The sequence below is a fragment of the Siphonobacter aquaeclarae genome (assembly GCF_900103285.1).
Classification (GTDB): domain Bacteria; phylum Bacteroidota; class Bacteroidia; order Cytophagales; family Spirosomataceae; genus Siphonobacter; species Siphonobacter aquaeclarae.
Genome location: NZ_FNGS01000003.1, coordinates 101,063 through 124,322, shown reverse-complemented (window position 1 = coordinate 124,322; position 23,260 = coordinate 101,063). Strand labels below are relative to the sequence as shown.

The 23,260-nt window shown below is 54.8% G+C and carries 17 protein-coding genes and 1 tRNA gene; 6 read left to right on the top strand and 12 right to left on the bottom strand.

The annotated features are described in order from the left end of the window. Window positions 1-171: 171 nt before the first annotated feature. Window positions 172-3,435 (top strand): mannonate dehydratase, encoded by a 3,264-nt coding sequence (gene uxuA / locus BLR09_RS25895; protein ID WP_176785490.1) that lies wholly within the window; start codon window positions 172-174, stop codon window positions 3,433-3,435. 1 nt (window position 3,436) lies between these two features. Further along, entirely contained in the window at window positions 3,437-4,192 is a 756-nt protein-coding gene (locus BLR09_RS07725; protein ID WP_093200004.1) for an SDR family NAD(P)-dependent oxidoreductase, read from the top strand. Here BLR09_RS07725 and BLR09_RS07720 read toward each other — a convergent pair whose 3' ends face one another. Next, the gene (locus tag BLR09_RS07720) at window positions 4,193-5,017 is read right to left on the bottom strand and encodes a glycoside hydrolase family 16 protein (protein WP_093200001.1); all 825 of its coding nucleotides are present in this window, start codon (window positions 5,015-5,017) and stop codon (window positions 4,193-4,195) included. 136 nt (window positions 5,018-5,153) lie between these two features. Further along, on the bottom strand, window positions 5,154-8,468 hold the full coding sequence (locus tag BLR09_RS07715; protein WP_093199998.1) for a PKD domain-containing protein: 3,315 nt from the start codon (window positions 8,466-8,468) through the stop codon (window positions 5,154-5,156). Window positions 8,469-8,838: 370 nt separating this feature from the next. On the opposite strand from BLR09_RS07715, the gene BLR09_RS07705 reads away from it, so the two are divergent. The 3 genes from BLR09_RS07705 (at window position 8,839) to BLR09_RS07695 (ending at window position 13,323) form a co-directional block, all read left to right on the top strand. Beyond that, entirely contained in the window at window positions 8,839-9,870 is a 1,032-nt protein-coding gene (locus tag BLR09_RS07705) for a PorP/SprF family type IX secretion system membrane protein (protein ID WP_093199994.1), read from the top strand. 230 nt (window positions 9,871-10,100) lie between these two features. Beyond that, window positions 10,101-11,504 carry a dihydrolipoyl dehydrogenase gene (lpdA, locus tag BLR09_RS07700; RefSeq protein WP_093199992.1) on the top strand — a complete coding sequence of 468 codons (1,404 nt, stop codon included), beginning with the start codon at window positions 10,101-10,103 and terminating at the stop codon, window positions 11,502-11,504. A 307-nt stretch (window positions 11,505-11,811) separates the two neighbouring features. Further along, entirely contained in the window at window positions 11,812-13,323 is a 1,512-nt protein-coding gene (locus tag BLR09_RS07695) for a malate:quinone oxidoreductase (protein ID WP_093199989.1), read from the top strand. 198 nt (window positions 13,324-13,521) lie between these two features. Here BLR09_RS07695 and BLR09_RS07690 read toward each other — a convergent pair. After that, a tRNA-Leu gene (locus BLR09_RS07690) sits at window positions 13,522-13,608 on the bottom strand. A gap of 258 nt (window positions 13,609-13,866) precedes the next feature. Between BLR09_RS07690 and BLR09_RS07685 the strand changes: the two genes are divergently transcribed. Beyond that, a complete protein-coding gene (locus BLR09_RS07685; RefSeq protein WP_093199987.1) occupies window positions 13,867-15,330 on the top strand; it encodes a M20/M25/M40 family metallo-hydrolase in 1,464 nt (487 codons plus the stop codon). Window positions 15,331-15,410: 80 nt separating this feature from the next. On the opposite strand, the gene BLR09_RS07680 is transcribed toward BLR09_RS07685, so the two are convergent. The 9 genes from BLR09_RS07680 to BLR09_RS07640 all read right to left on the bottom strand — a co-directional run bounded on the left by BLR09_RS07680 (window position 15,411) and on the right by BLR09_RS07640 (window position 23,179). Then, window positions 15,411-15,827 carry a hypothetical protein gene (locus BLR09_RS07680; RefSeq protein ID WP_093199984.1) on the bottom strand — a complete coding sequence of 139 codons (417 nt, stop codon included), beginning with the start codon at window positions 15,825-15,827 and terminating at the stop codon, window positions 15,411-15,413. Window positions 15,828-15,829: 2 nt separating this feature from the next. Beyond that, window positions 15,830-16,387: a hypothetical protein gene (locus BLR09_RS07675; protein ID WP_093199982.1), complete on the bottom strand. Its 558-nt coding sequence runs from the start codon at window positions 16,385-16,387 to the stop codon at window positions 15,830-15,832. 3 nt (window positions 16,388-16,390) lie between these two features. Further along, the gene (locus BLR09_RS07670; RefSeq protein WP_093199979.1) at window positions 16,391-17,698 is read right to left on the bottom strand and encodes an LVIVD repeat-containing protein; all 1,308 of its coding nucleotides are present in this window, start codon (window positions 17,696-17,698) and stop codon (window positions 16,391-16,393) included. A 3-nt stretch (window positions 17,699-17,701) separates the two neighbouring features. After that, window positions 17,702-18,085, bottom strand: a complete 384-nt coding sequence (locus BLR09_RS07665) for a hypothetical protein (protein ID WP_093199975.1) — start codon at window positions 18,083-18,085, stop codon at window positions 17,702-17,704. A 172-nt stretch (window positions 18,086-18,257) separates the two neighbouring features. After that, on the bottom strand, window positions 18,258-18,917 hold the full coding sequence (locus BLR09_RS07660) for a phosphatidylserine decarboxylase family protein (protein WP_093201364.1): 660 nt from the start codon (window positions 18,915-18,917) through the stop codon (window positions 18,258-18,260). Between the two features lie 113 nt (window positions 18,918-19,030). Then, window positions 19,031-19,378 (bottom strand): protease inhibitor I42 family protein, encoded by a 348-nt coding sequence (locus BLR09_RS07655; RefSeq protein ID WP_093199971.1) that lies wholly within the window; start codon window positions 19,376-19,378, stop codon window positions 19,031-19,033. A 3-nt stretch (window positions 19,379-19,381) separates the two neighbouring features. After that, window positions 19,382-20,074, bottom strand: coding sequence for a molybdopterin-dependent oxidoreductase (locus BLR09_RS07650; protein ID WP_093199967.1), 693 nt, complete (start codon window positions 20,072-20,074; stop codon window positions 19,382-19,384). Window positions 20,075-20,158: 84 nt separating this feature from the next. Continuing rightward, complete coding sequence (gene dxs, locus BLR09_RS07645) at window positions 20,159-22,090, bottom strand: 1-deoxy-D-xylulose-5-phosphate synthase (protein ID WP_093199964.1); 1,932 nt, start codon at window positions 22,088-22,090, stop codon at window positions 20,159-20,161. 183 nt (window positions 22,091-22,273) lie between these two features. Next, complete coding sequence (locus tag BLR09_RS07640) at window positions 22,274-23,179, bottom strand: rhomboid family protein (protein ID WP_093199962.1); 906 nt, start codon at window positions 23,177-23,179, stop codon at window positions 22,274-22,276. Window positions 23,180-23,260 lie beyond the last annotated feature (81 nt).

The following is a 23,260-nucleotide window of genomic DNA, read 5'->3' as shown; positions in this document are numbered from 1 at the left end:
AAAAGTATCTCAAAAGTTTTCGAAAACGTTTGAGATACTTTTTGGACGATAACCGGGTCAGGATTAGACGAAAAGCATTTGCTTTTGTCGGAAATACACTGTCATTTTTCCTTTCGGTTGGCGTTGGGACGAGGCCGTCCGGCGTTTGAATTTGTACTTTTCTCCGATATCATGCCTTTCATTCAAACCATGCGTTGGTTCGGTCCGCACGACCCGGTGTCGTTGATGGACATCCGCCAGGCCGGCTGCACCGGCGTTGTCACGGCGCTGCACCAGATTCCGGTGGGCGATACCTGGCCCGTCGAAGCGATCCTCGAACGGAAAGCACGTATTGAGGCCGGCAACGACCGCTATACGCCCCTGCACTGGGCGGTGGTAGAGAGCCTGCCCGTTCACGAAGACATCAAGAAGGGGCTGCCTTCCCGGGAAAAATACATCGAACACTACCGGCAATCGCTTCGTAACCTCGCTGCCTGCGGTATTCAGACCGTTTGCTACAATTTTATGCCGGTATTGGACTGGTCCCGCACCGACGTCCGCTATGAAATGCCGGACGGATCGCTGGGCCTGCGTTTTGTTTGGGAAGATTTTGCCGTATTTGACCTCTGCATCCTGCAACGCCCCGGCGCGGAAGCCGACTATACCTCCGACGTCGCTGAAAAAGCCCGGGAAAAATTCGCAGGCATGACGGCAGCAGAGCGTCAGCGCCTGACCGATACCGTTCTCCTCGGGCTACCCGGCTCGGAAGAAGCCTTTGAACTCAGCAGCTTTCAGGAAAAACTGGACGCATACCGGGAAATCGGCGATGCAGGCCTGCGTGAAAACCTGTATACCTTCATCCGGGCTGTTGCGCCCGTTGCCGAGGAAGTGGGTATCCGGCTGTGTATTCACCCGGATGATCCTCCGAAACCGCTGCTGGGGTTGCCACGGGTCGTTTCGACAGAAGCAGACCTCATTCAGTTGACTAACGCCCATTATTCCATCGCTAATGGTATTACGTTTTGTACCGGCTCGCTGGGTGTGCGGGCGGATAATGACCTGACGTCGATTATCCGCCGACTGGGCAGCCGGATCCACTTCGTCCACCTCCGCTCTACCAAACGGGAGGAAAATCCCCTCAATTTCCACGAAGCCGATCACCTGGAAGGGGATGTTGATATGGTGGCCGTTATCCGTGAACTGTCACTGGAACAAATACGGCGCGCCGACGCCGGAGAAGGTGAAACCGACCTTCCGATGCGTCCGGATCACGGGCATCAGATGCTTGACGACCTCGAAAAGAAAACATACCCCGGCTATTCCGCAATCGGTCGTTTGCGCGGCCTGGCCGAGCTGCGGGGCGTGGAGCGGGCTGTCTGGCAGACGCTGCGAACGGTTCTGGTCGTTGTTCTTGGTTTCTGGGGAACAACGGCGCGCGCTGACGACGGGTATCGCCTCTGGCTGAAATACGACCTGCTTCCCGCCGCCAATCGTACGGCCTATGCACCCCGCCTGAATCGTATCGTTGCTTCTCCCGGCGTACCGGAGGCTGCCGTACAGGAGCTGGTTGCCGGCATCCGGGGACTGACGGGTAAACAGCCGGTAGTGGGCGGAAAAGAAGGAATGGGTGCTATTACCCTGAAAATCAATCCATCTCTTGTTGCCAATGACGAAGGGTATTCCATCACTTCGGGCTCTTCCGGCATTATACTATCGGCGCGGAGCAGTCAGGGTCTGATTTATGCTTCTTTCGCCTTCCTGCGGGCGTTGCAGACACTCCAGCCGCTCGACGGACTATCGATCTCCAGCAGTCCGAAAGTGAAGTACCGCCTGCTCAATCACTGGGATAATAACAACGGTACCATCGAGCGGGGATATGCGGGCTCATCGCTCTGGAAGTGGTTTGACCTGCCGGATGTAGTGGATGAGCGCTACCGCGACTATGCCCGCGCCAGCGCTTCGGTCGGTATCAACGGCAGCGTCGTCAATAACGTCAATGCCAGCGCCCGTTTTCTGACGCCGGAGTACCTCGACAAGCTCGCAGCGCTGGCAGACGTATTCCGGCCATATGGTATCAAGGTATATCTGTCGGTGTTTTTTGCGGCTCCGAAAACGCTCGGGAAGCAGCAGACGTCCGACCCTCTTAACCCGGAAGTGCGAAAATGGTGGGCCGCCAAGACCGATGAAATCTATGCGCGTATTCCGGATTTCGGCGGATTCCTGGTGAAAGCCAATTCGGAGGGGGAGCCAGGCCCGCAGGACTATGGCCGCACCCATGCCGACGGCGCCAATATGCTAGCAGAAGCGCTTGGTAATCATCCCGGTATCGTGATGTGGCGGTCGTTTGTATACAAGGCCAATTCCAACGGCGACCGGGCAAAGGAAGGCTTTGAAGAGTTCAAGCCTTTAGACGGGAAGTTTCACCCGAAAGTCCTTGTACAGGTCAAAAACGGCCCGATTGACTTTCAGCCGCGGGAGCCGTTTCACCCGCTCTTCGGCGCGATGCCGCGAACTCCGCTCATGATGGAGTTTCAGCTTACGCAGGAGTACCTCGGGTTTGCCACGCACCTGGCCTATCTCGCGCCGATGTTCAAGGAATGCCTGGATACCCCCGTTGCCGGTGCAGGAACAGAGGTCGGCAGGGTCGTCGACGGTTCGCTGCACGGCTACCGGATGACAGGTATGGCAGGAGTTGCGAATACCGGTTCCGACCGTAACTGGACGGGCCATCCCTTTGGTCAGGCCAACTGGTATGCGTTCGGGCGACTGGCCTGGGATTGGACGCTTGCTGCGGATCAGGTCGCTACGGAATGGATTCATATGACGCTGACACATCAGCCCGAAGCTGTTTCGAGTATCCGGGAGATGATGATGGGCTCGCGTGAGGCGGTTGTCAACTACATGACACCTCTCGGTCTGCATCACCTGATGGGTCACAATCTCCACTACGGTCCTGAGCCGTGGCTGGCGAAAAGTGCCCGGCCGGACTGGACGGCCGTTTACTATCACCGGGCCGATTCGCTGGGCATCGGCTTCAACCGATCTGCGTCGGGCAGTAATGCCCTGGGCCTGTATTCGCCTGAAATTCAAGCAAAGTGGGGTGAGAACTGTCCGCCCGAATACTTGCTGTGGTTTCACCATGTTGCCTGGTCGCAGAAAATGGCCAACGGGCGGACGTTATGGGATGAGCTTTGCTACCGGTACGATGCCGGCGTGAAGAGCGTCGCGCGGATGCAGCAGCAATGGAACGGCGTGAAAAAAGCGGTCGACCCGGAAGTATTTACGCACGTCGCCGGCCGTCTTTCCATTCAGCTTCGGGAAGCCCGCTGGTGGCGGGATGCCTGCGTGCAGTATTTTCAGACCTTTTCGCGGATGCCGCTTCCGGTTGGTGTCGAGAAACCCGGACATTCCCTCGAAGAAACCAAAACCCTGACAGACGTTTACCAACTACGCTGACATGAACATCTTTTCCCTCGAAAACAAAATAGCGCTCGTCACCGGCGGCGGCAGCGGTATCGGCTTTGACATTGCCCGTTGCCTGAAAGAAGCAGGAGCTGTTGTCGTCCTGACCGGCCGTCGGGAAGAAGTCCTTCAACAGGCCGTTGAACGCCTCGGAAAGGGCGCGCACTACCTTGTCAACGACGTCACAGACCTCGCCACCCTGCCCGGTTTGATTCAGCAGGTGGAAGCAACACTCGGCGCAATCGATATCCTCGTCAACAACGCCGGCGTGAACATGAAAAAACCGGCGCTGGAAGTAACAGACGACGATTTTCACCGCATCGTTCAAACAAACCTGCATGCCGTCTTCGCGCTCACGCGGGAATGTGCCCGGCGCATGATTGCGCGGCAGCGAGGCAGCATCATCATGATTACGTCGATGGCGGCCTACTACGGTATCGACCGGGTAGCGGCGTATGCGGCGTCCAAATCGGCTGTCGCCGGGATGATTAAGGTACTTGCCTCGGAATTTTCCCCCTACAATGTCCGGATCAATGCCATCGCTCCTGGTTTTATCGAAACCGACATGATGAAAACCGCGATGAGCGGCGACCCCGACCGCATGAACCGGGCCCTGCGGCGTACGCCCATGAGCCGCTTCGGGAAACCGGCTGACATCGGCTACGCGGCCGTTTTCCTCGCTTCGGACGCATCCGGGTATATCACTGGCGCGTCGTTGCCGGTAGATGGCGGAAACTCGATCGGTTTCTGATTATTGTTTTTGATAGACGCGGACGTAGTCGACCTCAAACCGGCCCGGGAATTGTGTGCCGGAGGGGTCTCCGCCGTTCTGCCCGCCGATGGCGAGGTTGAGAAGGATGTAATGCGGCTGGTCGAACGGATGGGTGCCGTCGGGGTTGACAGTCTTCTGAGAATCGGAGGTCAGCAGCAGGCGGTCGTCCACGAACAGCTTGATTTCCTTTTCGTCCCAGTCCATCCGCCAGACGTGGAATTTGTCGGCCCAGTTTACCGGAAAATCGCTGAGCGGTGTTTTGGTGGAATTCCAGTTGGCTTTGTAGCGGGTACCTGTCGCCCACGCGACGTTGGCCAGCAGCATATTCCGGTAATATTCCATGATATCTATTTCGCCGTTGGAAGGCCATTCGCCTTTTATGCCAAGGGTCCAGAAAGCCGGCCACATACCGGGTCTGACGTCGATTTTTCCGCGCATTTCAAAGCGGCCATACTTCCACGTGTGCAGGCCGCGGGTGTGCAGGCTCGACGCTGTATAGGTGATATTCTGCCGGTTCGTTTTCCAGTTTGTACTGCCTGCCTCGTAGTTCGGATTGGGCTTCTGCTCCCGGCGGGCTTCGATGATGAGGTGGCCGTTTTCGCACCAGGCATTGTCGGGCTGGTACCATTGATGTTCTTCATTCCGGACAAACCCCTTTTCAAACGACCAGTTGGCCGGATCGGGCTTGCCGGGAGTATTGAATTCATCGGCCCAAACGAGCTTCCAGGAATCGGCGGGAGTCGGTATACCCGCCGTAAGACAGGCCGCCGCGACAACGGTAAGCAGCGCGAAAACAGGTTTCATACAGAGAGGTTTTGACCGGAAAGATACGGACGGTGGCCTTTCTCTCTTGCTTTTTATTCTGTGTATTCTGTGCTTTCTGTGAGAAATAAAAAAATTGGCTCACAGAAAGCACAGAATACACAGAAGGCTTATCGGTCTATTTGGCGATCAGTACTGCTCCGCGCTGGGTACTGATGCCCCGCTCGGGGTAGTAGAGGCTCCGGTAAACAACGACCCAGGCGTAGGTAGAAGGCGGGAACGATCTTCCCTTATACGTACCGTCCCACTCTTCGTTTTTGTCGTTTGTGCGGAAGATGAGCTCGCCCCACCGGTCATAAATCCGGAATTCATAATCCCGGTCGGCAACGTGCGCCGTCGTTACTTTCAGGCGGTCGTTGGTTCCGTCTCCGTTCGGCGAGAACGCGTCCGGAACATAGATCTGGGGTTCGCACATATCCACCACTTCGATGGAATGATCTTCTGCGCAGCCGTCAGCATTGGTCACCTCCACGGTATACACGCCTACTTTCCCGACGTTAATGATCCGTGTCGTTTCCCCGCCCGGATTCCAGCGGTATTGGAAGGTCGGGTTGCCACCGGCGTCGAGCGCGACGGTCCGGTTATCGGCTACACAAACCGTCGCCTTCGTCGGCAGCGTCAGGTTCGGCATGGGCAGTACCTTAATCGCCACGGTATCGGCATTGTTACAATTTCCGGCGCCGACAATCAGCCGGTAAGTACCCGACGATTTCGGTTGTATCGATTGTGTCCGTTCTCCGGTACTCCAGAAATACGTCGCACCCGGAATTGCAGGGCCGGATAGTATCCTCAGGCTATCTGCACAATACGCCATATCCGGCCCGAGGGTGAAGTTGGGGTATGAATCAACTGTAATGACCGTCGACGCTGAATTTGAACAGCCATTCGCTCCCTTCACAGCATACGACAGCGTCTGCGCGCCGATCAGCTGAAGCTTTGGCGTAAATAATCCGGTAGAATCGACGCCCGGCCCCGACCACTTGCCATTCGTCGGGCTGGCAGGTAATCGCACCGGTTGCGCATTGGCACAGATATTCCTTGGAGGCGTCAGGCTGATTTGCGGGAGCGGCAGTACGTTCACTTTTACCGTATCTGACACCTGGCAGCTGATGTTATTGGTCCGGGGCAGCGTCACGGTTACGACGTAGTTGCCGGTCTGATTGACAGTAATCTGTTGTGTCGTCGCACCGGTACTCCACAGGTAGGCAGAACCTCCCGGACCTGCATCCAGGCGAAGCGAATTTCCGGCGCAAAACGTCGAATCCTGCTTCAACTTATAGAGAGGCGGTCGCTCAAGAATCACCTGAATGGTATCCATGTCGTAACATTCTCCGATGGCTACCACCACGATGTAAAGACCGGTAGAATCGACACGGATTTTTGACGCGGTAGTCGGCACATTCAATATCCGCCCGTTTCGTAGCCAGATATACTGACTATTCGGATACTGACTTTTCGAATCCAGCTCAACGGAGTTGGCGCAGGCATTGATATCCGGGCCCAGATCTGCTACCGGCTGCGGCTTGATCGTCAGCTGATAGGTCATCGTCGTATCCTTGCACTGGTTATACTGCCGGAGTTTGACAGTGTACAGCCCCGGCGCGGCATACAGGTGAGTAGGGGACTGATCCTTTGAGGTAGCGCCATCCCCGAAATCCCATTCATACTTGTCCTTCAACGGGTCGCAGATGGGGCCGGACTGAAACTGCGTCGGTACCCCAAAGCAGGTATCGGCTACGCTGATTCCGGGTCCTGTTGGCGGCTGAATGATGCTCTGAACAAAGTTTGGAAGCCCAAGCTGACTGGTTTTCCCACCCAGGTCAAAGCCATTTTCCTGGAAATCAATGTCTTTCAGCGTAGTACCATCCGGCTGACTTATGACCCCTAATGAGCCGCTTCCCTCGATGGCCATGTAAATCTTGCCATCAGGCGCGTACTGGAGCGCCCCGAAAATCTGTTCGGAACGGGCTACTTCGAGTTTCGACGCCGCGACTGTCGCCGAATCCTTGCTGGTCAGGTCGTACTGCAACAGCACCGAGGAGCTATCCTTCGTCCCTTTCAGCGTCACGTACATTTTGGTCCCGTCCGGCGAAAACTCGACCCCATAGGCAGAAGGCGGCGCCGGCCCCAGGTCTATCGTGATTTTGTTGGTGATGGTACCGGTCGTATCGTTGAAATCATATACTTCGACATAGTTCCGGTCGGGTCCGGGCACGACAACGCCCATTTTCCCGCCGGAGGTAGCGAATTTAATCTGCCCTTCGCCCCGGTATTTGGTGTCATGCGGCAAGCCGATGGAAGGGGAGTTGGCGTCTTCGAGGCCGTTTTTCGTCAGTCGTTTGAGAATAAACTGGTTGGTACCGTACGCGTGGGTCAGGACCCAGTACGACGAATCGATCGGGTTTTGAATCGACGTCAGGCGTTCGGTTACACCGCATTGGAGTAGTACATTTTTTTCGAGGACGATACCCTTTCCTTTGTTTCCGCGCATGTCTACAGTGGTGTATTCCAGGCATTTGAGGGAGTCGTTTACGTCTTTCGTGGTGAAGACATAATAGATCGTCTCACACCCCCGGCAGCTCGGCTGAGGCACAATAAGCGCGGCTTGTGTGGAGCCGGGACTCCCGCCGAGTTTGACGGTATCCTGGGCCGGGTCCCTGGATTTCATTACGTTTCCGTCCCGGTCGTATATCGTCCTGCCGTCGGTGTAAAAGAGCAGGTTCCCCTTCCGGTCCGATATCGAGGATGTGCCTTCCGGGGTATTGATTTTTCCGTCGGTAATCGCCGTGGGCTGTCCGCCTTCGAAACTGATCCCGGCGTTCGATCCGAAATACCACTTGGACGCCTGTTGCTCGCTTTCTCCGCAGATTTTGACGTTGATCCGGTCGGTAACGGTACACCCGTTTTTATTCTTTACTTCGACAGAATAGCAGCCCATGGAATCCACTTCGATGGTCCGCGTCGTATCTCCTGACGGATACCACAGGTAGGTCACATCAGTGGGTACCGTTCCCTTGAAAAAACGGGAATCATACGGGTCGAGGAGCAGCTTGGTTCCGGGACAAATGGTAGTATCTTCCTTTCCTCCGAAAAATTCAAAAGCCGGCGGCAGGTCGCCAATGGTAATAGTCGTGTCTTTCGAGACGGGAGCCGCTCCGCCGGTAAAGGTCAGTGAAACGCGGATGTTGTATTGGCCGGGCTGCAGATAGAGGTGCCGGGCCAGGGCGCGGTTGGACGTATTGGCCTGGGTGTCTCCGAAGGTCCAGTTATACGTCGCGATATTGGCTGCCCCCGTGACCTCGAAGCGTGTGGAGTCACCTCCGCATCCCTGCTCGGGGACACAGAGCCGACCGCTCACTTTGATCGACTGGCTTCTGGCGGTCAGAAAGCACGTAATCAGGACCAGGGTCAGAAAAAATATTTTTCGAATCATACCCGATGCATCTGTTCTCTGCGTTTTAAACGACGTGGACCGGGAAACGCCTTTATGACCGGCGTAAAGAGGAACGCGTCACACGATGAGCGCACGCAAAATCGCGACGTTACGCTTTCTATTCTCGATCTCGTGGACACCCGTCGGAAGCAAATGGTTTGAATGCCGCTGACAGGACAATTTTCACGGAAAAATAACGGATTCCGGGGCCGCAAATTTTGTGACGGTTTGTGCAACTTGCCGAACTTTTGAAAAAAAATCCAGGGATTGAACCGTTACTTTGAAGACCGCGTCCGTTTTTGTCCAGACCTTCTCCCTTTTTGAATCGTATCGCCGTCTGTACAAAGAGTCAGGTTTCCGGTTGTTGACCATGTTGAAACGTCTTCTGATTTATACGGTGCTGCTGTCCGGATTTCTGACCGCTCAGGCGCAGGATCCGCAGTTGTCCCAGTTTTATGCTGCCCCTCTGTACCTGAACCCGGCCTTTGCAGGCTCGGCGCTGGCTCCCCGTGTGACCGTCAATTACCGGAACCAATGGCCGGCCCTGAACGCCAATTATATTACCAGCATCGCCAGTTTTGATACCTATTCCGACAAAATCAATTCCGGTTTCGGGCTGATGGTCATGAACGATGCTCAGTTCAGCAACCTCAAGACGCTGGATGTTGGATTCCAATATGCCTATCAGGTAAAAGTAAGCGAAGACGTCCGGGTACGGGCGGGGATGCAGGCCTCTTACGTCAACCGCAGCGTCAATTACTACAACCTCGTTTTCAACTACGATCTTAATAACGGTAATGTTACTCCGATCTACAATGACCCGGTGACAGATGCCGGTCCGCGGATCAATTACCTCGACTTTTCCGGCGGTTTGCTGGCCTATTCCGATCGCGTCTGGGGCGGAATTTCCGTCCACCACCTCAATCGCCCGGATCAGTCCTTCTCGGCCACTGCTGAACGCCTTCCGATGAAAATCAGTTTGCAGGCCGGTGTTAAAATTCCGCTGATGGGCTGGGAGTTTGGCAATGGCCTGGGGTATGATATGGGGAAAGAGCGGAGCCTGTCTCCGGCGATTCTCTATAAACGTCAGGGAAAATTCGATCAGCTCGACATCGGTACCTACCTCACTCTCGACCCGATTACCCTCGGCGTCTGGTACCGGGGTATTCCCATCAAGCAGTACGACAAAGGGCTGAACAACCACGATGCCCTGGCGTTCCTTGTCGGCTACCGGCAGGATAACTTTTCCTTCGGCTACAGCTACGATGCGACCATCTCCAGCCTGGGTATGTCCACCGGCGGCGCGCACGAGCTATCCCTCAGCTATACCTTTGACCAGCTTTTCGATCCGAAACCGAACTACAAAAAGCGGAAAAAGGAGCTGTCCTGCCCGAAGTTCTAAGGAGATCTCTTTCGTTTCCAGGTAGATCCGAACAAAATCACATCTTTCTTTTGTTGCCTGAAAAGGGGCTGCAAGGCTGTTTTCCGCTACTTTTTCCCGCAGCCGGAGAAAGGCCCGGGAGCGATTTTTCCCGGGGCTAACCATTTCTCCCGGGAGGGGTTACAAGTCCGGTTTTCTGTCTATTTTTGCAGCGCTTCGGCTCAAACCATTTAAAATGATTTTGCAATAACATGGCTCAACAGTATGATTTGATCGTGGTAGGAAGCGGCCCCGGAGGCTATCCTGCCGCCATCCGTGCTTCCCAGCTGGGCATGAAAGTCGCTATTGTCGAGAAGGAAAGTCTCGGAGGTATCTGCCTCAACTGGGGATGTATTCCGACAAAAGCCCTTCTGAAATCGGCTCAGGTATTTGAATATATCAAGCATGCCAAAGATTACGGCATTACCATTCAGGATGGAGCTTATGCTGCGGACTTCAACGCGGTGATCAAGCGTTCCCGCGGGGTAGCCGACGGCATGAACAAGGGCGTCACGTTCCTCATGAAGAAGAACAAGATCGACGTCATCATGGGCTACGGCAAAGTCAAAGGAAACAAGACGGTCGAAGTAACGGCTGCTGACGGCACCAAAACCGATTACACCGCTACCAAAGGCGTGGTGATCGCTACCGGAGGCCGCGCCCGTGAACTGCCAAACATCAAAATCGACGGAACGAAGGTCATCGAATACCGCAAGGCCATGTCCCTCGAAAAGCAGCCGAAATCCCTGCTCGTCATCGGATCCGGCGCCATCGGCGTGGAGTTCGCGTATGTGTATGCCAGCATGGGGACGAAAGTCACCATTGTGGAATTCATGCCCCGCGTGGTTCCCGTTGAGGATGAGGACATTTCGAAAGAGCTTGCCAAACAGTACAAGAAACTGGGGATTGATATCTACACCGATTCTGCGGTGGAAAGTGTCGATACTTCCGGCGAAGGCTGCAAGGTAAAAGTGAAAACGCCGGACGGAGAAAAGACGTTTGAAGTAGACGTCGTCCTCTCGGCAGCCGGTGTCGTCGCCAACATCGAAAACATCGGTCTGGAAGACGTAGGCATCGCGACCGACAAGGGCAAGATCGTCGTCAACCAATGGTATGAAACCAACATTCCCGGTTTCTACGCCATCGGCGACTGTACTCCCGGCCAGGCACTGGCACACGTAGCGACGGCGGAAGCCATCATCTGCGTGGAGAAAATTGCCGGTCACCATACCGAACCCCTCGACTACGGCAATATTCCGGGCTGTACTTACTGTACGCCGGAAATCGCTTCTGTCGGTCTGACAGAAAAGAAAGCCCGCGAACTGGGTTACGACGTCAAAGTCGGCAAATTCCCGTTTGTCGCTTCCGGAAAAGCGAAAGCTGCCGGTGCTCCTGACGGCTTCGTGAAGGTCATCTTCGACGCCAAGTACGGCGAGTGGCTGGGTGCCCACATGATCGGGTACAATGTCACGGAAATGATCGCTGAAGTAGTCGTGGCCCGCAAGCTCGAAACGACGGCCCAGGAGATCCTCCGCGCCGTTCACCCGCACCCGACCATGTCGGAATCCGTGAAGGGTGCCACCGAAGCTGCCTACGGCGAAGCGATCGACATCTGATCTGAGCCGAGTACAATATTTACCGGATCCCTTCTTTCTCCTTCGTGGTAGAAAGAAGGGATTTTTTTGGGCCTGAGGGATCCGTTCCTCACAGGCAATCTCCTGATTTTCTGGCAGGACCCGGAACTATAATGGCATGAAAGTTGTGGTAAGACGGGAGAAATCCGGTTCGGAAACCGGCTTGGATTTGTCCAAAAACGGCGAAATCGGCGAAGAACTATAATAAAATACCAACATAGTGGAGAAAAACGCTGATTATTCTGCGCGGACCGAATAATTTTGAAGGTTGAAAGTAATCTGATTCCCTATGAATACCAGTAAGAAATCTGTTAAGAAAGACCCTGATGTCGTTTTGATTGGTGCTGGGATTATGAGTGCTACGCTCGGCGTATTGCTCAAAGAATTACAACCCGATCTGACGATTGAAATTTTCGAGCGGCTCGACGTCGTGACAGCCGAAAGCTCGGACGCATGGAACAACGCCGGAACGGGACACTCCGCTTTTTGCGAGCTGAACTACACACCGGAAAAGGAAGATGGTTCAGTGGACATTTCCAAAGCGCTGAAAATCGCTGAATCATTCGAAATTTCAAGGGAATTCTGGGCTTACCTGGTAGAGAAAAACATTGTCCCCGCTCCGCGGACGTTCATCAACGACACGCCGCACATGAGCTTTGTCTGGGGGGAAGACAACGTCCGGTACCTCAAAACCCGGTATGAATCGCTGACCCGCAACCACCTTTTCAAAGGAATGCAGTACAGCGAAGACCCGGCGCAGATTGCCGAATGGACGCCCCTCATCATGGAAGGACGTGATCCGTCTGAAAAAGTCGCGGCGACGCGCATGGACATCGGTACGGACGTGAACTTCGGAGAGCTGACGCGGGGACTGTTCAATCACCTCAAGAGCCTTCCCGGCATAGGCCTCCACCTCGGACACGATGTTCGTGACCTCGACCGTGACGACGACAACCGTTGGAAAATCGAAGTCAAAAACCGCAAAAGCGGTAAAAAGCGTGAACTCCGCGCGAAATTTGTCTTCATCGGCGCCGGCGGCGGCTCCCTGCCCCTGCTCGAAAAATCGGATATTCCGGAAGGAAAAGGCTTCGGCGGTTTCCCCGTCAGCGGCCAGTGGCTGGTCTGTACCGATCCGGAGATCATCGAACGCCACCAGGCCAAAGTATACGGTAAGGCTGCCGTCGGATCCCCTCCGATGTCTGTCCCTCACCTCGATACCCGGATGATTGACGGCAAAAAGGCCCTTCTTTTCGGCCCTTACGCCGGTTTCTCGACGAAATTCCTCAAAAACGGATCCTTTCTCGACCTGCCCAAATCCATCAAGCTGAATAACATCGGCCCGATGATGGCCGCAGGCCTCCGGAATATTCCGCTGACCAAATACCTCATCGATCAGGTACGCCAGTCGCCCGAAGACCGCCTCGAATCCCTCAAGGACTACATGCCGGAAGCCCGGATGGAAGATTGGAAACTGGAAGTGGCCGGACAGCGCGTGCAGGTGATCAAAAAAGACCCTGTAAAGGGCGGCGTACTGGAATTCGGCACAGAAGTCGTGGCGGCAGCCGATGGCTCCATCGCGGCGCTTCTGGGAGCTTCTCCGGGCGCTTCTACGTCGGTTTCGATCATGCTGGATCTCATCAAGCGCTGTTTCCCCGAACAGAGCAAAGGTTGGGAAAGCCGAATGAAGGATATGATTCCGTCCTACGGTGAGTCACTCATTGAGAATGCCGCGCTTCTGGAAAAATCCCGGGAATGGACCAGCCGCGTGCTGGAGCTGAATTACCTGGAGGAGGTTTCATAGGAATGCGGGGCGAAAAGCCTCGGATGACAGGCTTTAGGCGATAGGCTATAAGCTGTAGGCGAAATAAAAAACCCCGGAAAAGCGTGTTCTGAACGCTTTTCCGGGGTTTTTTATTTCTACGCAACCCGGCCTAATGCCTATGCCTACAGCATAAAGCCATAAACAAAAAAGCCTGCTGACGCAGGCTTTTTGCTACTCTGGTACCGAAGGTGGGACTCGAACCCACATGTCCGTGAAGACACACGCCCCTGAAACGTGCGTGTCTACCAATTCCACCACTTCGGTATTTCTTTGGTTTTTCTTGCACTTTGGGACTGCAAAAGTAATTCAAAAAGATCCCAAGTCAATACCTCCCCTGAAAAAATTTTCATTTCATGGATCGGGCGACGAAAATAATGCGTGAATAATCGACACGGGATGAGTAATTTCGTCACCGATTTGGTTACGGTTATACGTCATCCGGTCCGTTGATCAGTATTCATTTTCAGTCCTTTCCGGAACTATTTCGAAACCGTATACGAACGTCTGATCTTTTTACCCACCATGAAAGCTCCCATTTGCCGGTTCGCCGGTGCGGCCGTGGTATTTTTCTGTCTGACAGCAGCTGTCGACCGGGATACACTTGAGGCGGTTTTTTCGAGAATCAACAACGAAGTACAGGTTCACTCGAAAGCCTACGAGACCCTCGGCGACGCCACCCGGCAGATCGGACACCGGCTGACGGGCAGCGCCAACGGAGAAAAAGCCGAAGACTACGCCTTCCGGCTGTTGCAGTCCTACGGCTTCCGGGATGTAGCTTTCCAGCCTTTTGAGGCCGAAGCCTGGAGCCGCGACACCGTTTCCCTCACCATAGCTCCCCGCAAAAGCGATAATTTCCAGGACTACCCGGTCGTAGCGCTCGCGCATTCGCCCGTGCAGGCGCATGTCAACGCCGATCTGGTGGACGTGGGTAACGGACTGGAGGCGGATTTCGAATCCGTGAAAGACCGCGTCAAAGGGAAGACCGTCCTTGCCAACCTCGGCCTGGTAGCTGCCGCACCCGGAACAAAAAATCTGCACCGCTCCGAGAAAACAGCCCTGGCCATTCGCTACGGGGCATCGGGTATCATCTTCGTCAGCGCGATTCCGGGGAATGTACTCCTGACGGGAACCGCGTCGGTCACCGGCGCGCTTATCCCCATCCCCGCACTCTGTATCTCGGCCGAAAGCGGTCAGACGATCCGGGAATGGCTCGCCGAAGAGAAGCTCATCGCGATGGTCGACATGCAGAACAAAAGCCGGAACGTATCCTGCCGCAACGTCGTCGCCACGCTTAAAGGCCGGACGAAGGAAAAGATCGTCATCGGCGGGCACCTCGACAGCTGGGACCTGGGTACCGGCGCTATCGACAACGGGCTTGGTTCCTTTGCCATCATGGATATCGCGCGAGCGTTCAAAAAACTCGGACTGAAACCGCGGCGGACCATTGAATTCGTCCTTTTCATGGGCGAAGAGCAGGGCCTCCTCGGCTCAAAAGCCTACGTCCGGAAAGCGAAGGAAGAAGGGCATATTGACCGGGTACGGTACATGCTCAACCTCGACATGACCAACCAACCCTCTGGTGTGAACATTGCCGGACGGGGAGAAATGGAGGCTTTCTTCCAGGAAGTCGGCCGGAAAATGCAGGAAGTCGATCCCAACTATAAAAACGAAATCGCCAATAAGGCCGGTCTCCATTCCGATCACCAGCCGTTTATGCTGGAAGGTATTCCGACGCTCATGCCGCTGGGACACCTGCCGCCGATGGTCGGTATGACGTACCACACCAACCTCGACCGTTTCGACAAGGTGGACAAGGAAGGTATCCGCAATACTGTCCGCTATACCGCGATGTTGTTGTATGCGCTTGCCGATGCCAAAGACCTTCCGGTACAGACCCTCAACGACGAGGCGACGAAAGACTTTCTCATCAAACAGGGCTTGAAAGAAGAGCTGAAACTCGGCAAAGACTGGCGCTGGAGCGAATAAGTTCGCGTCTGAACACAAAAAAGAACGTGGATGGATCAGAATATCATCCGCGCTCTTTTTTGTGCTTTAAAGGCCGCTTTTCAGCGTATCAGGCTGATGTCTTTGTCGAATCCCTGTATGCGAAGTTTGTCACCACAGCCTTTTCCCGCAACAAGCAGCGTCGAAACATCAAAACAGACTGTCGATTCATCCAGTCGTTTACAGGGATTATTCGTCGTGAAAACAATCCGGGACTGTACGATGCAGCTTTCCTCTGCGGTTTGGTACAGCGCAAACCGATGATCCGGGTCGCAACCGCCGCCATGCGAGATTTTCACCCGGATCACGTCACCGTCGCGCCAGGCATCCCGGATGCGGATATCCATCGCACTCTCCGGAGGCGTTTTGTTCCGGATCGCAGCAGAGCAGACCATCGTCTTCGTCAGGTCTGCTTCTTCCCTGTGCGGAAGGCAGCCCGCCAGCAAGGCGGATATTCCCGCAAACACCAGCCGTTTCATCGCTAAAAGCTCATCCCCATGCGCAGGGACATGCGGTTGTAGTGATAGTCCGTTGCGATGTACTCGTCCATACTGAGGTCACGGCGGCCATAGAGTTCCTGGTATTTGTACCCGATGCTCCAGGTAATGGAAGACCGGCCTCCGGTTGCTATCCGGATACCCAGGGCCGGGTTGATGTGCCATCCGCCCCGTTGTTCGGTCAGGGTCTTGTCCCGCATAAACCAGGTCATTCCCTTGCCTACGTCGATTGCGTAGAATGGCGTCACCTTCGCATTTCGGAGGAAATCTCCGCGCAGGCCAACCGACAGCGGAATGACGGTCTTCGTCCGGTACCAGTCGGCGCCCACAGTAACCCCTGCCGCCAGAGCCGGAAATATCCGGTAGCCGTTGAACAGGCTGGCTGTAAAGCTTGTCCGGCTGGAAGGAGCATTATTGTCCGTACTTACCTGCCCCAGGAGTACGCCCATCTCGATCTGGCTGGTAAACCCCCTTTTGGCGGGCGTCTGCGCCATACCTGCCAGGGGAAGCAGCCCGGCAAGGATCCACAAGAGTCTTTTCATGGATCAGATGTCTTTTCTACGGACAGGAATACGGCTCAGTAACTGGGGATTATTCCGGTCGCTGTAATCATACTGGTAAAAACCATCCCGTCCGACCAGCATGAGCAGCTTGTTCGACAGCGGAATCACATCGAAGGCGTTCATGCCTTTGAAATGATTCAGCATTTTCTTGTCAAGCTGAAGCGGATCGCTCACGTCAAACGATTTCAGGCCATAGTTGCCTTCGCAGACAAACAGCGTCGGATAGTTGATTCCGAGGCCATAGGGATTCTGCATGGAGAAGGTTTTGACCAGCTTGGGGCTGTACATACTGGTGACGTCGATGAGGTCGAGCTGGTTATTCTGGGACGTACCGCAGGTAGATTCCCCGGCCCGTAAGGTCACATACGCATAGTTGCCGTGCACCACTACCGGGTCACATGCCCGTGCGTGCGACAGCGTCGACACGCGGATCGGATTCGTCGGATCGGCGTTGGAAAAGATCTGAACGCCGGTTGTCGATCCTACATAAAGCCGGTCTTCGTACGGAAATATCGTCTCAATACCCCAGCCGAGTGACACAGATTTCCCTTTATTCGGGCTGGCCGGCGCACTGATGTCAAAGAGCTGCATATTCTGGTTCGTCACCGCGTACAGAATATTGTCGACAATCGCGAAACGGGCCATCGATCCGGCCTTGCCGCTGCCCTGATTGCCGGGCGATCCGGAGTTCTGGCTATAGGCGCCGAGAGACATAAAATCCATGAACACGGGGCCTCCGCGCCAGCCGGTTCCACCGTCGCAGTCGGTTTCAACTACGGTCGTTTCGAGGGTTACGGTATAGTCCGTTATCGTGCTTGCGCCCTGCGGGTTGTACAGATCTGAATACCAGTTGACTCCCTCGACCATTCCGCTGGTAAAGGCATTTTCCACCCGGTTCAGCAGCTTCGGTTGCGTGGGTTGGGAAATATCGAAGACGAGAAAATCGGTGTAGCTGTCGGCGTAGAGTACATTCCCTTTCACCGCGATATCCGCATTGCCCAGTATTTCGATGAAAGAGAGGTTCCGGGGATTCTTCGGATCAGTATTGTCAATGATGTGAACACCCTTTTTGATTTCGTTGATGAACAGGACGTTCCCTCTGACATAGATCTTTCCTGGTTTTTCCAGTTCCATCGCTTCCCGGACATTGACGCTGCCGGCAGCGCGCAACTGCGCCAGGGGTATCTGAAAGGGATTCAGGCGGCGCGAGACCTGTGTCTGCTGGCAATTGTCTTCACAGGAGGTAAGACCGCAGACGGCCATCAGGAGAAAAAGTAGTTGTTTTTTCATAGGTTATTGGTTCGTGTTGGGTTTGCATTGTCCATCCTGACAACTAACGGCGGGAGGAACAACCAGCGCGCAGTCGGAAATAAGCCCCTGGCGTTTGTTGATACTACCGTTGAGTTCGTTGTAGCCCTTGACCTTTTGTTCCAGCGCTGCGACGTCGGCAGCCTTGAGTGAGTAGACCAGGTATTTCCACGGCCCGCCGCAGGGTTTGGCGCCAAAAGCGATCGTTCCGCAGACCCGGTCTCCGGTACAGGCTTTGTCCTGAATAAATGCGAGGATTTCCTGCTCCAGTTGCCGGAGGCGTTCGGAGTCCTGCTCCGCCACGGAGTCTTTTCCGCAGGAGAAAGCCAGAAAAACGATCAGTGAAACAACGAGACGCCGGAAATGCATGACAGAGGAGGTTATTAGCGTTTGTCAACGCCATGACACTCCTGATTCCCAGAACGTTGGAAGGTTTTTTAGTTTTTTTTCGGGAGAAGCGGACAAAAAAAACAGGCCCGGAATTCCGGGCCTGTGTGTCTCAGAGTGGGTCTCGTCTGTTTTGGGGGAAATGCGTACCGTTTCAGGCGAGTTCGGCGATGACGGTCTCTCCCGAAACCGGCTTATCGCCCAGCTGCACGAGGATCTTCGCGTCGAGAGGCAGGAAGATATCCACCCGGCTTCCGAATTTGATAAAGCCGAATTCTTCTCCCTGTGTGACCTGATCGCCTTCCTTCACGTACCAGCAGATACGACGGGCCAGCGCGCCGGCGATCTGCCGGAAAAGTACTTCTGTACCGGAAGGATGCCGGACAACGATCGTCGTACGTTCGTTTTCGGTTGACGACTTCGGGTGCCAGGCTACCAGGTATTTACCCGGATGGTATTTGAAAAATGACACAATACCGGAAATCGGGCTCCGGTTGACGTGTACGTTCACCGGTGACATGAAGATACTCACCTGCCGCCGCGGTTCGTTGAAATATTCCGTCTCTACGGTCTCCTCGATCACCACTACCTTGCCGTCGGCCGGAGCGATGATGTGTTTGGGGTTCTGCACCGTCGTCCGTCGCGGATTCCGGAAAAATTGCAGCACAAGGAGGTAAACAATGATACTGGCAAAAATAAACAGCTGACGGAACAGCGTCTGCTCAGGGAAGAGGTAGGCTACCGTCGCATTGAGCGCCAGCAGGACAACCAGAGCCAGAGACAGTGTGGCAATTCCTTCGCGATGGATGGTCATAAAATCAGATTGGTTATTTGCCTTCCGGCCCATATCCGGCGGCTCCGGAGCGAAGACCCTTCTCCGCCGGGGCCGCAAGTTACGAAAAATCAGGTGTCAGTGAAGAGGCCCCGCTATTTCACATGTACGATGTAACTCATTACCCGGGAGGCCTTCTGATTTCGTCCGGGCGGAACATATGACAGTACCCACAGGCTGGTTCCTTTTTTCAATCCGGTCAGCGTAAACCGCTCTTCTCCACCGGAACCTATGCGGGCGGGCGCCGACGCGACGTACCGGCTCTTCACCTGTAACACCGACGAGTCTCCCACTGCATATTGCCAGTGATAGCCGGTTGACGGGTTGGCCGCCAAAACAATTTCACGGGGCCGGCCGACTTCAATCGCCAGCGGGGCCGGTTTTTGTGCCTGTACGGCGCCGCTCAGGACCATACCGCATAAGAGTAGCAGGAACTGTTTCATAGATCAGCTGTATCGGTCGTTTCGCCAGGGGTAGGCAGTATTGGAGTATCCGCGTTCTTCCCAGAATCCAAGCTTGTTTTGCGGCAGAAACTGGAGCCGCTTGATCCACTTGGACCCCTTCCAGGCGTACAACTGCGGCGTTACCATCCGGACCGGACCGCCATGTTCCTTCGCGAGCGGTTCTCCGTATACGGTGTGAGCCAGGAGTACATCCGGCTTGAGGGCTTCTTCGAGCGACAGGTTGGTCGTATACGTATCATACCCGTAGCACAATACGTGCGTGGCTGTTTCCAGCGGGTGTACCAGCGCCGCAAGGTCCATGAACCGGACTCCCTGCCAGGGCATATCCAGCTTGGACCAGGTTGTGACGCAATGAAAATCGGAGGTATCATCCGTCTGCGGTAGGGCCATAAACTCTTCCCACGTCAGCGTAACGGGGTTTTCCACTTCGCCGTCGATAATCAGGCGCCAGCGGTCGTGGGAAATACTCGGGTGGTATCCCAGATCGAGTACGGGCCATTTCTGCGTCAGCGTCTGACCTACCGGCACGACCGGCATACCGTGGCGGTTCGGATCGCCGGAACCCATCGGCCGGGCGTCGGCCTGCGAAGGCGTCTGCTTCATTTTTTCCTCGAAGCGGGCTTTCAGTTTCAGGCGTGCCTCGACGATCCGGTCGAGTTTTTCATTCTCTTCCATGTGGTCTTTTCGTTGAAAAAATGAGCAAAAAGCCCGTTCCAAAACGGGAACGGGCCGATCAATAGTGTTTGACTGAAACAGCGACTAGCGAACCAGGCTGACAGCGGCCATTTCCCGGACAGCCCGGGCGATGCCTTCCGCATCGAAACCGCATTCCCGGTACAGCTCGGCCGGCTCTCCGTGTTCGACGATTCCATCCGGAATACCCAGGCGTTTGATCCGCGCCGAGTAGCCTTCATCCGTCATAAATTCCACAATAGCAGAACCTACGCCGCCGGTCAGGCATCCGTCTTCAACCGTAATGACTTTATCAAAACGCCGGAATACTTCGTGGAGCAACCGGGTATCAAGCGGTTTCACAAAGCGCAGGTCATAATGCGCCGGTGATAACCCTTCTTTTTCAAGCTTTTTGCAGGCTTCGGCAACGAAATTACCGATAGGACCTACCGTCAGGATCGCGACTTCTTCCCCATCCCGTACTTTCCGTCCGGTACCGATTTCCACCTTCTCGAAGGGCGTCCGCCAATCCGGCATAACGCCTTCGCCCCGGGGGTACCGGATCGTGAAGGCCTGATGTCCGGACTGAACTTCCTCACTTTGAGCGGTATACATGAGGTTGCGCAGCTCCTGCTCGTTCATTGGCGAAGCAACAATCATGTTCGGCACGCAACGCATAAACGCAATGTCGTAGGCGCCGTGGTGAGTCGGTCCGTCGGCACCGACAAGGCCGGCCCGGTCGAGGCAAAATACCACCGGAAGCTCCTGAATACAGACGTCGTGGATCACCTGATCATACGCCCGCTGCATGAATGTGCTGTAAATATTGCAGAATACTGTCAACCCCTGCGTAGCCATCCCCGCTGAGAAGGTCACCGCATGCTGCTCGGCGATGCCTACGTCAAAGGCCCGGTCCGGCATCGCTTTCATCATGATATTCATGGATGAACCGCTGGGCATGGCGGGCGTTACTCCGACGATCTTCGGGTTTGCCTGGGCCAGCTCCAGCAACGTATGACCGAAAACCTCCTGATACTTCGGAGGCTGGGGTTTTTCGTAGACTTTCTTGAAAATTTCGCCGGTAATCTTGTCGAATTTCCCGGGAGAGTGCCACTTCGTCTGGTCTTTTTCGGCCGGGCCGTAGCCCTTGCCTTTGACCGTCACGCAGTGGAGGATCTTCGGTCCGGGTACATCTTTCAGGTCGGAGAAAATCTCGACCAGGTGATCTACGTCGTGCCCGTCCACCGGTCCGAAATACCGGAGATTCAGGGATTCGAAGAGGTTACTCTGGTGAAGGAGCGTCGCCTTCAGACCGCTTTCAATCTTGGAAACGATTTCCTGCGCCGTCCGCCCGAAGTTGCTCATCTTCCCGAGCAGGTTCCAGACCTCGTCTTTCACCCGGTTGTAGGTATGGGACGTGGTGATGTCGGTCAGGTAATCCTTGAGCGCCCCGACGTTCGGGTCAATGCTCATGCAGTTGTCGTTGAGGACAATCAGCAGGTTGGTATCTTTCAGCGAGCCGGCATGGTTCATGGCTTCGAAGGCCATACCGCCGGTCATAGCGCCATCGCCGATAATTGCGACGTGCTGCTGGTTTTTTTTGCCGTTGTGTACCGCGCCGACCGACATGCCGAGGGCGGCGGAAATCGATGTCGACGAGTGGCCTACGCCAAACGCGTCATACGGGCTCTCCTTGCGTTTCGGAAAACCGGAAAGGCCACCGTAAAAGCGGTTGGTATGAAACCGGCTGCGACGGCCGGTCAGAATTTTGTGTCCGTATGCCTGGTGCCCGACGTCGAAAACGAGCTGATCCTCCGGCGTATTCAACACATAGTGAAGCGCAACGGTGAGTTCAACAACGCCTAAACTGGCTCCAAAATGGCCTCCGTAAACGGAGACATTATCGACGATAAATTGCCTTACTTCCTGACATACCTGAAGCAATTGCGACTTATCGAGTTTTCGCAGCTCTTCGGGGGTATCGATCTGAGCAAGCAACGGACCAGGCTTTATGAGCATTGCATTGGGACGAATCAATCAACTGGCTGCCGGCCAGTTGGTTTGGATGAAATGTAACACCTCAACGGGTGGGGGCTACGAATTGTTTCTTTTCAGGCATACCCTTGAAAAAGAGGACAAAGGTAATGCAAAACGGTTGGTATAGAAAAAGCCCCTCCTTTTGAACAGGAGAGGCAGGTCGTGTCAGTTTTTCTGGCTGGCCTTGTAGAGCTTTTGTTTTTCTTCCCGGGTGAGACTTTCATAACCTGACTTGGAAATTTTATCCAGGATGGCGTCTATCTCGTCATCATCGGGAAACTCTTCGGCGGTTGTGCTGTAGGCGGTGTAGGTCGTACGGGTCTGAGACCGGTATTTGACCTTCATCCGGGGCCTGGGCTCACGGGAGAACAGGCGCTTGAAAAAGTCCAGTACGGCTTCCACGGGCTGGCCCAGGTCAGTGCCACGGCGCAGCATCCGGATATACAGATAGCCAAACAGCGCGCCGCTGAGGTGCGTAATGTTACCGCCCGCATTCGACCCTGGTATCTGAGCAAAGGAAACCACCACAAAGAATGCCGCGATATACTTGATCCGCACCGGTCCGATGATCAGGACGTGAAAGGTATAGTTCGGCAACAACGTCGCAGCACCCAGCATCACGGCATATACTGCTCCGGAGGCTCCGACATTCGGCATATCCAGCCAGTGCCGGTACAGCGGAACCAGGTTGTAAAGCGCGGCAAATGTCAATCCTCCCACCAATCCCCCCAGCATATACAGACTGACCAGCCGGCGGCTTCCCAGGTATTCCTGCACCAGTTGTCCGAACCAGAACAGGAAAAGCATGTTGAACAGAATATGCAGGATATTCTGGTGGACAAAACAGTAGGTCAGGAGGGTCCAGGGCTTGTACAGCAGGTGGGCCGGGTTCGGTTTCAGGGCAAGCTGGTCCAGGACAAGCGTGTAATAGGATTCTTTCCCCGAAAGGCTGAAACTCACCTGCAGCACGAGCAACCCCAGAAAGACGAACACGTTGATCAGGATGAGCTGGATGAGCCCATTGTCCCTGCGTGAAAACGCCTCCTTGATGTCGTCAATAAAGCCGCTCATAGCACGAAATAAGATAGAAATAAATACCGGAGAATACCATATACGAACTCCCGGCTTTCCGCAGCTTTTCCGAAATAAAAA

Coding starts and splice junctions, on each gene's coding strand:
- BLR09_RS07705 (WP_093199994.1), top strand. CDS start 8,839: ATGTTGAAACGTCTTCTGATTTATACGGTGCTGCTGTCCGGATTTCTG.
- BLR09_RS07660 (WP_093201364.1), bottom strand. CDS start 18,917: ATGACCATCCATCGCGAAGGAATTGCCACACTGTCTCTGGCTCTGGTT.
- BLR09_RS07715 (WP_093199998.1), bottom strand. CDS start 8,468: ATGATTCGAAAAATATTTTTTCTGACCCTGGTCCTGATTACGTGCTTT.
- uxuA (WP_176785490.1), top strand. CDS start 172: ATGCCTTTCATTCAAACCATGCGTTGGTTCGGTCCGCACGACCCGGTG.
- BLR09_RS07655 (WP_093199971.1), bottom strand. CDS start 19,378: ATGAAACAGTTCCTGCTACTCTTATGCGGTATGGTCCTGAGCGGCGCC.
- BLR09_RS07670 (WP_093199979.1), bottom strand. CDS start 17,698: ATGAAAAAACAACTACTTTTTCTCCTGATGGCCGTCTGCGGTCTTACC.
- BLR09_RS07675 (WP_093199982.1), bottom strand. CDS start 16,387: ATGAAAAGACTCTTGTGGATCCTTGCCGGGCTGCTTCCCCTGGCAGGT.
- BLR09_RS07685 (WP_093199987.1), top strand. CDS start 13,867: ATGAAAGCTCCCATTTGCCGGTTCGCCGGTGCGGCCGTGGTATTTTTC.
- dxs (WP_093199964.1), bottom strand. CDS start 22,090: ATGCTCATAAAGCCTGGTCCGTTGCTTGCTCAGATCGATACCCCCGAA.
- BLR09_RS07695 (WP_093199989.1), top strand. CDS start 11,812: ATGAATACCAGTAAGAAATCTGTTAAGAAAGACCCTGATGTCGTTTTG.
- BLR09_RS07650 (WP_093199967.1), bottom strand. CDS start 20,074: ATGGAAGAGAATGAAAAACTCGACCGGATCGTCGAGGCACGCCTGAAA.
- BLR09_RS07665 (WP_093199975.1), bottom strand. CDS start 18,085: ATGCATTTCCGGCGTCTCGTTGTTTCACTGATCGTTTTTCTGGCTTTC.
- BLR09_RS07680 (WP_093199984.1), bottom strand. CDS start 15,827: ATGAAACGGCTGGTGTTTGCGGGAATATCCGCCTTGCTGGCGGGCTGC.
- BLR09_RS07640 (WP_093199962.1), bottom strand. CDS start 23,179: ATGAGCGGCTTTATTGACGACATCAAGGAGGCGTTTTCACGCAGGGAC.
- BLR09_RS07720 (WP_093200001.1), bottom strand. CDS start 5,017: ATGAAACCTGTTTTCGCGCTGCTTACCGTTGTCGCGGCGGCCTGTCTT.
- BLR09_RS07725 (WP_093200004.1), top strand. CDS start 3,437: ATGAACATCTTTTCCCTCGAAAACAAAATAGCGCTCGTCACCGGCGGC.
- lpdA (WP_093199992.1), top strand. CDS start 10,101: ATGGCTCAACAGTATGATTTGATCGTGGTAGGAAGCGGCCCCGGAGGC.